The following is a 12378-nucleotide window of genomic DNA, read 5'->3' as shown; positions in this document are numbered from 1 at the left end:
CAGATGGTCGCCAACAGTCCATGGCAGCATCACCGTCGCGCAGGCGTCGCCGACGACATCGATTTCGAGATCAAGGGCCAGGAGCTTCAATTCGTCGAGATCGAGCTCGACCCCGGCGAAAGCGCGGTGGCGGAAGCCGGCGCGCTCGTCTGGAAGGACGCGGCGATCGGCATGACGACGGTATTCGGCGACGGCAGTGGCGGTGCCGACGGCGGTTTCATGGACAAGCTGCTCGGCGCGGGCAAGCGACTGATCACCGGCGAAAGCCTGTTCACCACGGTGTTCACGCACAATGGCAGCGGCAAGGCGCGCGTTGCCTTTGCCTCCCCCACCCCGGGTGCCATCCTGCCGCTCAACCTTGCGCAGCTGGGCGGGCGGCTGATCTGCCAGAAGGACAGCTTCCTCGCCGCAGCCAAGGGCGTGTCGATCGGTGTCGAGTTCCAGCGCCGGGTGATGACCGGGCTGTTCGGCGGCGAGGGCTTCATCATGCAGAAGCTGGAGGGCGACGGCTGGGTCTTCGTCCAGATGGGCGGCACCGTGGTCGAGCGCGAGCTGGGGCCGGGCCAGGAGCTTCACGTCGATACCGGCTGTCTGGCCGCCTATACGCCCGGCATCGACTTCGATCTGGTGACGGCGGGCGGGGTCAGGAGCGTCCTGTTCGGTGGCGAGGGGCTGTTCTTCGCGCGGTTGCGCGGGCCGGGGCGGGTATGGATCCAGTCGCTGCCCTTCTCGCGCCTCGCCGGACGGATGCTCGCCGCCGCCGGATCGCGGGGGGGACAGAATCGGGGCGAAGGATCGATGCTGGGCGAGCTCGGCGACCTGATCGGCGGCAATCGCTGACGGACGGACGCCACCTCTCCCGTCAACCGAGCGTCATTGCAAGATGCCCGGTGGCCCCCGGCACAGGGCTGGGGTGACGGACAAGTGCGACTCGGCTTACGCGATGATGCTGTCGCCCAGCGTCATCGTCTCGCCATTGGTGACGATCACCCGGTCGCCCAGCTTGACCGTGCCGAACAGCTTGCGCGCGAACGCGGTCGGGACGCCGATGCAGCCATGCGTCGCCGCGCCTTCCTCGACATCGCTGCCGTGGATCGAGATGCCGTCATTGGTCAGCCGCAGCATATAGGGCATCGGCGCGTCATAGAGGTTGGAGACGTGATCGGCGTCCTTCTCGGTAATCGGATAGATGCCGGTCGGCGTCGGCTTTTCATCCGCGCCATAGAGGATCACCGCCGCGCCGATCTCATGCCCGCCCCTGAACACCGACAGCACCTGCGCCTGCAGGTCGACGGTGATGACAATCGGGCCATCGGGGACGCCGGCGTCGTCCCAGACATGATCGCCATGGGTGAAGGGCGACGGCACGTCGAGAATGCGCTTGACGACGAAATCGGGGTTGGCGGCGGGTGCCGTCATCTCGACCGGCGTCGTCGCAGCGATCGGTGAAGGCGTGGGTTCGGGCATGGATTGAAGCGCGGGCGCAGCCACCGGTGCAGCCTCGCGCAATGTGTCTATGCCGCTGTTCATCGCCAGCAGCGTCGCACTCGTCCCGATCGCCAGCATCATGCCGGCGCCCATCGCATAGGTCCCAAAGCGGGTCATCATCAGCTCCTGTTGCGCTGCTTATCGTCGATTGCCGCACGGTGCGCGAGGGGGTGGAATCGCACTGTGCCGGGCTGGGACGTTTACCACGCCAACAGCAGAAGAGCGTGTATCGACCCGCTCATCCTGAGTAGGGACTAAGCTTGGCGAAGCCTGTCCTGAGCGACGCCGCAGGCGACGTCGAAGGGCTCAGCGGCTACGCAGGATGAGCGGTTCGGGGATACGTCCTTGCGCGCAAACTCGCACGCAAGACTCGCTGACGACTGGCCTCAAATCCCCTCCGCCACCACCGGGAAGCCGGCCGCTTCCAGCGCCGCCGTCAGATCGGCGACGCACTGATCGACCACCGCGGCATCCGTTGCGCGGACGACGAAGTTGGCGCCGACGCGGCCTTCGCGGAAGAAGGGGTAGCTGCCGATCGCGACGCCGTCATGGCTGGCCTCTGCCCGACGGAGCAGGTCGGCGACTTCGCTTTCGGCGACCCAGCAGCCGATCGTGCGGCTGATCAGCGGCAGCCCGCCCTCCAGCGTGCCGGTCAGCGCGTCGAGCATTCCCGCCGCGATGTGCGGCACGCCCGCCAGGATCAGGATGTTGCCGATGCGGATGCCCGGCGCGCCCGACATGCGGTTGACGATCAGCTCCGCCCCCGCCGGGGTGCGCGCCATGCGCAGCCGCGCCTCGCTCAGGCCGCCGCGCGTCGCATAATAGGCCGCCAGCGCCGCGTGCGCCTGGGGGTGGATCACCACCTCGACCCCCAAGGCGGCGGCGATCGCGTCGACGGTGATGTCGTCATGGGTCGGCCCGATGCCGCCGGTGGTGAACAGGTAATCGTTGCGCGCGCGCAGCGCGTTGACCGCCTCAACGATCGCATCCTGGCGGTCGCCGACCACGCGCACTTCGGCCAGCCGGATGCCCTGGGCATTCAGCCAGGTCGCGATCTGGGCCACGTTGCGGTCCTGGGTCCGGCCCGACAGGATCTCGTCGCCGATCACGACCAGCGCGGCAGTCCAGATGCGTGTGCTCATGGCCGCGCGGCATAGCGCAAGCCCCGTCGCTGGCAAAGCCGGGCCTGTGCCGCTATATTCGCGCGATGACCGAATATGTGATGGCGGACGCGGCCACGCCGATGGCGCGCGACGGGGCAATCAAGCTGCACGGACCCGACGGGTTCGAAGGGATGCGGCGTGCCGGGCGGCTGGCGGCCGAAATCCTGGATGCACTCGTCCCCCATGTCGTCCCGGGCGTGACCACCGCCGAACTGGACGACATGATCCGCGGCATGATGATCGCCGGCGGCGCGGTGCCGGCGACGCTCGGCTATCGCGGCTATACGCACAGCTGCTGCATCTCGATCAACCATGTCGTCTGCCACGGCATCCCGGGCGACCGAGTCCTCAAGGACGGCGACATCGTCAATATCGACGTGACGCCGCTACTCGACGGCTGGCACGGTGATACCAGCCGCATGTACCTGGTCGGCGACGTGCCGCTGAAGGCGCGCCGGCTGGTCGAGGTGACGCACGAGTGCCTGATGCTCGGCATCGAACAGGCGCGACCGGGCAACCGGATGGGCGACGTCGCCAACGCCATCCAGCGCCATGCCGAACGCCACCGCTTCGGCGTCGTGCGCGACTTCTGCGGGCACGGCTTGGGCCGGCTGTTCCACGACGCGCCCGAAGTCGTCCATGTCGGCCGCCCCGGCACCGGACCCGAGCTCAGGCCCGGCATGTTCTTCACCATCGAACCGATGATCAATATCGGCCGCCCCGATGTGAAGCTGCTCGACGATGGCTGGACGGCGGTGACGCGTGACCGGTCGTTGTCGGCGCAGTTCGAACATTCGATCGGGATTACCGAGGACGGCTGCGAGATCTTCACGCTCAGCCCCAAGGGGCTGCACCGCCCGCCCTACGCCTGACCGCCCGGACGGGGGGACGCGGAAATGTGGGATGCCCATGCCGCGCAACTGCGCGCGCTGGCCGACGCGGATCGGCTGCGGGCGCTCGCGCCGCGTGCCGGCATCGACTTTTCGTCCAACGACTATCTCGGGCTTGCCGGGTCGGACCGGCTGCGCGATGCCGCCCGCGCCGCAATCGACCGGGGTATACCCGTCGGGTCGGGCGGATCGCGGCTGCTGCGCGGCAACCATCCCGAGCATGAGGCGCTGGAAGCGGAGGCGGCAGACTTTTTCGGCAGCGAGACGGCGCTTTTCCTGCCGACCGGCTATGCCGCCAATTCGGCACTGCTCGCGACCCTGCCCCAGACGGGCGACCTGATCGTCCATGACGAACGGGTCCATGCGAGCAGTCATGAAGGGATGCGGCTGACGCGCGCGACGTCGCGAAGCTTTCCGCATAACGACGCGGCCGCCGCCGATGCGGCCATCGCGGCGTGGCGGCGGACGGGCGGCACCGGCACGCCGTGGATCGCGGTCGAAAGCCTCTATTCGATGGACGGCGACCGCGCACCGCTCGACGATCTCGCCGCGGTCGCCGCGCGCCATGACGCGATGCTGGTGGTGGACGAGGCCCATGCCACCGGCGTGTTCGGCACGGACGGTGGCGGGCTGGCGGCGGCGCTCGGCGGTGCGCACAACCTCATCACGCTGCATACCTGCGGCAAGGCGATGGGCGTGGAGGGCGCGCTGGTCGCGTTGCCGCGCACCGCGCGCGACTTCCTGGTCAACCGCGCGCGCGGCTTCATCTTTTCGACCGCGCCGTCGCCGCTCAGCGCCGCGCTGGTGCGGGCCAGCCTGCGTATCCTGGCCGACGCGCCGGAACTGCGCACCGAACTGCACGGGCTGATTGCGGTGGCGGGCGCACAGCTGCCCGGTGCGGGTGCCAGCCAGATCGTGCCGGTCATATTGGGCGAGGACGCACGCGCGATGCGGGTGGCGGCTGGCTTACGCGAACGCGGCTTCGACATTCGCGGCATCCGGCCGCCGACCGTTGCGCCGGGCACGGCGCGGCTGCGCATCTCGATCACCCGCAATGTCGATGCCACGCAGATCGCGACGCTGGGCGACGCCATTCGGGAACTGACGGCATGAGGCTGGTCGTCACCGGCACCGACACCGATGTCGGCAAAACGATGGTCGCGGCGATGCTCGTCCAGGCGCTGGGGGCGCTTTACTGGAAACCGGTGCAGTCGGGACTGGCGGATGGCAGCGATTCCGATCGCGTCGCCGCGCTGACCGGCGTCGCGCACGACCGCATCCTGCCCGAGGCCTATCGCCTGACCGAACCGCTGTCGCCGCACCGCGCCGCCGAACTCGACGGGGTGACGATCGATGCCGCGCGGCTCGTCCCGCCGCCCCACGATCCGCTGGTGATCGAGGGCGCGGGCGGCGCGCTGGTCCCGGTGACGCGCGACCTGCTCTATGCCGACCTGTTCGCGCGCTGGGCTTTGCCGGTCGTCATCGTCGCGCGGACGGCGCTGGGGACGATCAACCACAGCCTGCTGACGATCGAGGCGTTGCGTGCACGCGCCGTGCCGATCCTGGGCATCGCGTTCAACGGCGACGCCAATGCGGACAATGAAGCGACGATCTGCGCGATCGGTGGGGTTCGCCGCCTGGGCCGCCTGCCCCGACTCAACGCGCCGTCGCCGGATGCGCTGGCGCAGGCGTTCGCCACCCATTTCGACGCGGGCGATTTCGCATGACCTCACCCATATGGCACCCGTTCACCCAGCATGGCCTGGGCGAACCGATCCCGCTGGTCAGCCATGCGCAGGGCGCGGCGATCCACACCGTCGATGGCCGCCGGATCATCGACGCGATCTCGAGCTGGTGGGTGACGACCCATGGCCATGGCCACCCGCGCATCATGGCGGCGATCGCCGAGCAGGCGGCGCGGCTGGACCAGATCATTTTTGCCGGCTGGACGCACGAGCCCGCCGAAACGGTCGCGCGCGAACTGGTGGCGATCACCCCCGCGCCGCTGACCCGCGTGTTCTTCTCCGATTCGGGCTCGACCAGCGTCGAGGTGGCGCTGAAGATGGCGCTCGGGCATTTCGCCAATCGGGGCGAGGCGCGCCACCGCATCCTGGTGCTCGAACACAGCTATCATGGCGACACGATCGGCGCGATGTCGGTCGGCGCGCGCGGGGTGTTCAATCGCGCCTATGCGCCGCTGCTGTTCGACGTCGAGACCCTGCCCTTCCCTGCGACCGGGCGGGAACAGGCGACGATCGACGCGCTGGAGGCCGCGTGCCGCGACGATACCCCTGCCGCCCTCATCGTCGAGCCGCTGCTGTCGGGGGCGGGCGGCATGCTGATCTATCCGCCCGCGACGCTGCGCGCGATGCGCGACCTCTGCACCCGCCACGGCGTGCTGTTCATCGCGGACGAGGTGATGACCGGATGGGGCCGCACCGGCACGCTGTTCGCCTGCGACCAGGCGGGCGTGGTCCCCGACCTCATGTGCCTGTCCAAAGGGCTGACCGGCGGTGCGATGCCGCTAGCCGTCACGCTGGCCACCAATGCGATCTTTGACTCGCACTGGTCGGAAGATCGCGCCCGGATGTTCTTTCATTCCTCCAGCTACACCGCCAATCCGATCGCCTGTGCCGCCGCGGCTGCCAATCTGGCGATCTGGCGCGACGAACCGGTGCTGGACCGCGTCGCCGACCTTGAACGGCGGCAGCGCACGCATCTGGCTGCGCTGGCATCGCACCCGGCGGTCCATGGCGCGCGCCAGCTGGGAACGGTGACCGCGCTGGAGCTTGGCGACGGGACGTCGCGCTACCTGTCCGATCTGGCCCCGCGACTGCTGGCGTTCTTTCACGACCGGGACATCCTGCTCCGGCCGCTTGGCAACACGATCTACGTCATGCCGCCCTATTGTATCGACGATGCCGACCTAGGCCTGATCTACGGCGCCATCGCCGAGGCCCTCGACCGGTTCGGCTGACTCCGCATCTTCGCGGACGCCGTGCAGATTGACGTCGGCGAAGGCCAGCAGCTGGCGGCGCAGCGTGCGCCAGTCGGTCAGTCCCCAGCGATCGGCGCGTTCGACCGACAGGATCGGATCGCGGCCGGGATCGACCATCACCCAGTCGATCGGGCGCTTGGCATGGGTCGAGAAAAAGGCGCAGATTGCGGGCCGGAGCGGATCCTCGGTCAGCTCGTCTGCGACGATGCCCAGCCGCCCGCTTTGCAGCATCACCAGCGATCCCGGCGGGAACGCCCCGATCAGCTTGCGGAATTCGGCGAGCACGCGGCGGTCGAAATGGCCTTCGGCGGTGCTCATCCATTCCAGCGCCTCGGCCGGCGACCAGCTGCGCTTGTACGCGCGGGCCGAGGTGACGGCGTCATAGACGTCGCAGATCGCCGCCATGCGCGCGACCAGGCTAATTTCCTTGTCCTTCAGCCCGAACGGATAGCCCGATCCGTCGAGCCGCTCGTGATGATGCAGACAGACGTCGCGCACCACCGCCGGGACTTCGGCCACGTCGTTCAGCAGCTCATGCCCGCGCACCGGATGCTCGCGCACCAGCCGGAATTCATCCACGGTCAGTTCGGCGGGCTTGTCGAGCACCGCGCGCGGGATACGCGCCTTGCCGATATCGTGCAGCAGGCCGGCCAGGCCGACATCCTCCAGCACCAGGCCCGGCTCGTCGAGCCGCCGGGCGAGCGCGACCATCAGGCCACACACCGCCACCGAATGCAGATAGGTGTATTCGTGCTTGGTTTTCAGCCGGCCCATGCCCGGCAGCGCCATCGGGTGGCGCAATACCGACGCGGTGACCGATCGGACCAGCGCCTGCAGCGCGTCGTAATCGATGGGATCGCCGTCCGTCACTGCCCGGAAGGCCCCACGGATCGTTTCCTTGCCCGATTCGATGATCTGCTTGGCGCGCTCGCGCTCGCGGCCGAGCGACGCGGGACGCGCGCGCAGGAACATCGGTGCGGCCGGTGCCGGCGGGCCGGCATCCGTTTCCGTTTCCGGCGGCATGAACATGCGCCAGTCGCTGCGCAGCAGCGTGTCGTTGATAACCTTTGGCTCTACCCCGTCCATGACACCGGCATAACGCGGACATGGTTGCCAAGCCGTTACGAAAATCCGGGGGCGGATCAGCCCGCGGCGATCTCGCCGCGATAGCGCCGCGGGCTTACGCCGATCACGTTGCGGAAGCTGGTCGAGAAATGCGCCGGCGATCCGAACTGGTAACGCCGCGCGATTTCCGCGACCGGCATCGACGTCGCCCGAAGGTCCTCGGCCGCCGCGTCGATGCGCGCCCGGACAAGATAGGTGTAGACGGTCAGTCCGGTGACCCGGCGGAAAGGCCCGGCCAGCAAAGTGCCGTCGCGCCCTGCCGCGGCGTGGATGTCGGCGAGTGTCACCGGCGCGCGAAGATTTGCGTGAATGAACGCGATCGCGCGGGCGACGGCCGGGTCCTCGCTGCGCACCGCGATTGTCGCCATGCGCGTGGACAGGTTCGACCAGCGCAGCAGCGTGCGCAACGCAATCTCGTTGACGACCGCTTCGACCGTGACTGTCGAAAAATGCCCGGGCGCGCGGAAAAACGCCGCGAGCGCGGACTGTACGCGTTGCATGACCGGCCAGGGTGCCGGATCGGCATGACTGGCGAAGTGCACGGCGCGACCATCGGCCACGTCCGCAACGAGCGTCGCCATCCAGTCGGGTTCGATCGCCACCGCGATCGTGCGATGCGTGCCCGACACCGCGTTGCTGGCGGTGGCATGACGGACGAGTTCGCTGCCCGACGGGGCGAAGCTGACCGCGTGACGATCGAACTCGAGCCGGCGAAGCGGGCCGTCATTGACCTTCATCATCGACCAGCCGGGATTGAAGTTGAAATCGATCACATGCGCGCGCGCCTGAAAGGAAAAGTCGAACACCTCGCTTTCCAGCTCGTGCAGCCGGACGCCCGGCGTTTCGATCTGAAGGCCGAAATCGGGCCGGCGCTCGATCCGTCCGTCGACGCGCGGGGCGATATCCTTGCGTCCCGCCCTGCCGACGACGAGCGGCTGGATGACGTGGTGATGCACCGGGGCGGTCGGGGGCGGGATGAGCAGGGGCATGATCTTTGTCCAATCGGCACTCGACCGCCCGGATTTCCGGCGGTGAGCCGACGGCGTTGGCAGCCGTCCGCAACACGACCATGACGGCCGCGCGATAAATTCCCCGACGCTTTCGATTTATTGCGATTGATTTCGGGTGCTGCCCGCCGCGCGCATTCTTGCGAGATATATCGAAAATGGACCTACTCCGTTTTGCGGGGCTGTCATTCCACGCGCCTACCCGCCGCACCTTGTTGCGATGCAAAAAGGGGAGCGCACGCCATGCAACGTCCATTCAATCTTGCCGCACTTGCCGCCTCGATCCGGCTGCTCGGTGGCGCGAGCGCCGCGGCGATTGCCGTTTGCGCGGCAATCCCGGCTGCTTATGCGCAAGTGACCTACGCCGAAATCGGCGGCGAGGTTCGCTTCGACGACGGCGCACCGGCGGCCGGCGCGACGATTGTCGTCGAACATGTCCCGTCGGGATCGCGCGTCACGACACGGGTCAACGCCTCGGGCCAGTTCACCGCCAGCGGCCTACGCATCGGCGGACCCTACACGATCCAGATCAGCGGCGACGGGGTAGTCACCTCCGAGATCAAGGACATCTTCGCGGTTGCGGGCGATCCGGTCACCCTGTCGGCCACCGTGGCCCGGCGCGACGCGGGCGCCGCGGACGAGATCGTCGTGCTGGGCGGATCGCGCAACCGGCTGAGCTTCGGGTCGATCAACACTTATGGCCAGGGCGAGATCAGCGACCAGCCGGTCGTCGAGCGCCGCCTCCAGGAAATCATCCAGCGCGACAGCCGCGCCTTCCTGGACTTCGGTCAGCCGGACGAGGATCAGGGCATTTCGCTGCTCGGTTTCAACACGCGGTTCAACAACCTGATCGTCGACGGCCTGTCGCAAGCCGACAGCTTCGGCGATAATTTCACCGGCCTGTCGACACGGCGATCGCCGATCTCGCTGGACGCCATCGAATCGCTGTCGGTCGAGACGGCGCCGTTCGACGTCCAGAATTCGGGCTTCCAGGGCGGCCAGATCAACATCAACACCAAGTCGGGCAACAACCAGTTCCACGGCTCCGCCCGCTATCTGCAGGGCGGTGGCGGCCTGTCCGCGCGTGAAATCGGCACCGATGCCGCGGGCGCGCCGTTCACGATCGCGCGCGAACCTATCGAGCGCACCTATGGCGCGACGCTGTCCGGACCGATCATCAAGGACAAACTGTTCTTCTTCTTCAGCTATGAAGAATTCAGCGAAAACGACACGCTGGGCGCCTGTCCCTCCGGCATCGCGTGCGAGACCCCCAGCCTGCTCGTCAGCAGCGCAGCCTATGACCGCATCCGTCAAATCGGCATCGACCGCTACGACTATGATTCGGGCGACTTCAACGACATCCTCAACACGCCCAATGGCGAGCGCAAGTTCCTGGCCAAGCTCGACTGGAACATCAGCGACAACCAGCGCGCGCAGCTGACCTATCAGCGCACCGAATCGAACAGCATCGACACGACGCGTGGCCCGGGCCTCAACTCGCCGTCGAGCGCCGCCGCGTTCGACGCCGACACCCCGATCGGCCTTTCCGGTCAGCTCTTCTCGCAATGGTCGGACCGCTTTTCCACCCAGATCCAGGTCGGCTATCTGCGCCAGGTGCGAAAGGCGACGCCCTTGTCGGCGAACGCGAATTTCGGTCAGGTGCTGCTCCAGGACGTCGACTTCACCCGCAATGCCGACGGTTCGCTGGTGCTCGATGCGAACGGCAATCCCATCCCCGACGGCGACCTGTCGATCGGGCCGGACGATTCCGATCAGAACAACGTGCTCGAGGCGGATCGCTGGCAGATCAAGACGCGCGGTGAATATGTCGCCGGCGATCACAAAATCTCGTTCGGATACGAATTCGACCGCCGCGACATCTTTCGTTCGCGTGCCCCGGCGGGCAATGGCGTGTTCACCTTTGCACCGATCACGGTCAACGGCACCGCGCTGACCACGATCCAGGCGTATGAACAGGGCATCGCCACCAGCGTCAGCGCCACCGCGCCGACGACGGGCAATGTCGCCGACGCCGCCGCCGATTTCGCGCTGACCCAGCACTCGGTCTATCTGCAGGACCAGTGGGCGGTCACGCCCCGGCTCGATATGCTGTTCGGCCTGCGTTACGAGCTGTTCACCAGCGGCGACGCGCCGGCGGCCAATCCCTTCTTCCTCGCCCGCTACGGCATCTCGAACCAGGACACGCTCGACGGCGTCGACGTGTTCCTGCCGCGCTTCGGCTTCAACTGGCGGCCGTTCGACAACACCGTGGTGCGCGGCGGCGCGGGCATCTTCGCCGGCGGCACGCCGATCACCTGGTTCACCGAACCCTTCCTGACCAACGGGGTCAGCCTGGCAACGGTCACGCGGAACAACGCACAGCTTGGCGGGCCGGTCGATCCCAATGAATTGCCGGCCGCCATCCTGGCGCAGCTCGCGACGGTGCGCGCGGGGCTGCGCAACGGCACCGACAGCAGCGTTTCGTTCATTTCGGCCGACTTCGACATCCCCAAAAATGCGCGTTTCACGCTCGCGGTCGACCAGCGCGCCAACCTGCCGCTGCTCGGCGACAATTGGCGCTTCACGGCGGAGGCGACCTATTCGGACGTCATCGACGCGCTGCAGTTCCGCGACCTGCGGATCGTGCCGAGCGGCGTCACGCTGCCGACGGGCACGCCGCGCTACGTCACCAACATCGCGTTGGATGCACGGACGCCAAGTTCGTTCACCAATCCGCGGACCGCCCAGATCGTGCCCGTCCAGGACATCGGCATCTTCAACACCAGCGAAGGCCATTCGCTGGCGCTGACGTTCGAGGCCGAAAAGGACTGGAACCTGGGCAAGATCGGCCGCGTCGGCTTCAACACCGGCTATACCTATGTCGAATCGGTCGACGTCTCGCCGAGCAACGACACCGCGACGCTGGCGAGCGTGTACGAAACCGGCGCCTATGACGACGTGAACAATCCCACCGCCGGCAATTCGATTCAGGCGGTGCCGCACAATTTCGTCTTCTCGCTCAACTATTCGAACGAGTTCGCCAAGGATTTCAGGTTCAGGTTCAATATCTTCGGCAACTATCGGACCGGTCGCGCCACCTCGCTCGTCATCGATGCGGACGATCCGCTCAGCGCCGCCGATCTTGGCGGGCTCCAGTCGGCAACCAACCCCGGTGGCATTCCCGCCGCCATCTTCAACCGGCTCCAGTTTCTCCAGCCCGCCTTTTCCGGGCGCGCCAACCAGCGCCTGCTCGCCTATCTGCCGACCGGGGCGGGCGATCCGCTGGTGCGCTATGCGGGGGGCGCCAGCTACGAGCAGATCCTGGCGATCGAGCAGGCACTCGGGCTCGAGCGGTATCGCGGCTCCTTCATCCCGCGGAACATCGTGCGCGCAGGCGACACCTTCCGGCTGGATCTCAATGCCCAGCTCGAAGTCCCATCGCCGCTCCCGGGCAAGCTGATCTTCGATGCCAGCATCCGCAATTTCCTCAACCTGCTCGACCGCGATTATGGCGCAGTGCGGCGCTACAATATCCGCCAGAATTTCTACGATGCGGTGTTCGATCCGGCGACCAACCAGATCGTGATCGACGATATCTCGACGACCGATTTCATCGAAGCGCAGCAATATGCGCCGAGCTCCGCGTGGCGGGCGCAGCTTGGGGTGCGCTATGTCTTCTGACGATCGCGCCGGGCGCTTCGCCGCCG

Annotated in this window: 10 protein-coding genes; 6 read left to right on the top strand and 4 right to left on the bottom strand. The window is 67.2% G+C overall.

The annotated features are described in order from the left end of the window. Positions 1 to 3 precede the first annotated feature (3 nt). A complete protein-coding gene (locus GO308_RS12535) occupies positions 4 to 840 on the top strand; it encodes a TIGR00266 family protein (protein ID WP_066480859.1) in 837 nt (278 codons plus the stop codon). Between the two features lie 96 nt (positions 841 to 936). On the opposite strand, the gene GO308_RS12530 is transcribed toward GO308_RS12535, so the two are convergent. Further along, positions 937 to 1605, bottom strand: coding sequence for a L,D-transpeptidase family protein (locus GO308_RS12530; protein WP_240885651.1), 669 nt, complete (start codon positions 1603 to 1605; stop codon positions 937 to 939). A gap of 269 nt (positions 1606 to 1874) precedes the next feature. Continuing rightward, positions 1875 to 2630 (bottom strand): molybdopterin-binding protein, encoded by a 756-nt coding sequence (locus GO308_RS12525; protein WP_066684790.1) that lies wholly within the window; start codon positions 2628 to 2630, stop codon positions 1875 to 1877. A gap of 65 nt (positions 2631 to 2695) precedes the next feature. Between GO308_RS12525 and map the strand changes: the two genes are divergently transcribed. Genes map through GO308_RS12505 form a run of 4 tightly spaced genes read left to right on the top strand, consistent with a single transcriptional unit; the run spans position 2696 to position 6518 of the window. Next, the gene (map, locus tag GO308_RS12520; protein ID WP_240885650.1) at positions 2696 to 3523 is read left to right on the top strand and encodes a type I methionyl aminopeptidase; all 828 of its coding nucleotides are present in this window, start codon (positions 2696 to 2698) and stop codon (positions 3521 to 3523) included. 24 nt (positions 3524 to 3547) lie between these two features. Continuing rightward, positions 3548 to 4654 (top strand): 8-amino-7-oxononanoate synthase, encoded by a 1107-nt coding sequence (locus tag GO308_RS12515; protein ID WP_066549339.1) that lies wholly within the window; start codon positions 3548 to 3550, stop codon positions 4652 to 4654. Next, complete coding sequence (gene bioD / locus GO308_RS12510) at positions 4651 to 5268, top strand: dethiobiotin synthase (RefSeq protein WP_240885649.1); 618 nt, start codon at positions 4651 to 4653, stop codon at positions 5266 to 5268. Before GO308_RS12515 ends, bioD begins: the two co-directional genes overlap by 4 nt. Continuing rightward, on the top strand, positions 5265 to 6518 hold the full coding sequence (locus GO308_RS12505) for an adenosylmethionine--8-amino-7-oxononanoate transaminase (protein ID WP_240885648.1): 1254 nt from the start codon (positions 5265 to 5267) through the stop codon (positions 6516 to 6518). Before bioD ends, GO308_RS12505 begins: the two co-directional genes overlap by 4 nt. Here GO308_RS12505 and GO308_RS12500 read toward each other — a convergent pair. Both GO308_RS12500 and GO308_RS12495 read right to left on the bottom strand, forming a co-directional pair. Beyond that, positions 6468 to 7625, bottom strand: coding sequence for an HD-GYP domain-containing protein (locus GO308_RS12500; RefSeq protein WP_066480807.1), 1158 nt, complete (start codon positions 7623 to 7625; stop codon positions 6468 to 6470). The two genes, GO308_RS12505 and GO308_RS12500, sit on opposite strands and share 51 nt — an antisense overlap. A 56-nt stretch (positions 7626 to 7681) precedes the next feature. Next, positions 7682 to 8653 carry an AraC family transcriptional regulator gene (locus GO308_RS12495; RefSeq protein ID WP_066670059.1) on the bottom strand — a complete coding sequence of 324 codons (972 nt, stop codon included), beginning with the start codon at positions 8651 to 8653 and terminating at the stop codon, positions 7682 to 7684. A 261-nt stretch (positions 8654 to 8914) separates the two neighbouring features. On the opposite strand from GO308_RS12495, the gene GO308_RS12490 reads away from it, so the two are divergent. Next, the gene (locus GO308_RS12490; protein WP_240885647.1) at positions 8915 to 12352 is read left to right on the top strand and encodes a TonB-dependent receptor; all 3438 of its coding nucleotides are present in this window, start codon (positions 8915 to 8917) and stop codon (positions 12350 to 12352) included. Positions 12353 to 12378: the final 26 nt, after the last annotated feature.

Origin of the sequence: Sphingomonas sp. SFZ2018-12, assembly GCF_022496715.1 — a bacterium.
Lineage (GTDB): Bacteria > Pseudomonadota > Alphaproteobacteria > Sphingomonadales > Sphingomonadaceae > Sphingomonas.
Note: the sequence above shows the minus strand (reverse complement) of the source record. Positions and strands in the feature narration are given on the sequence as shown.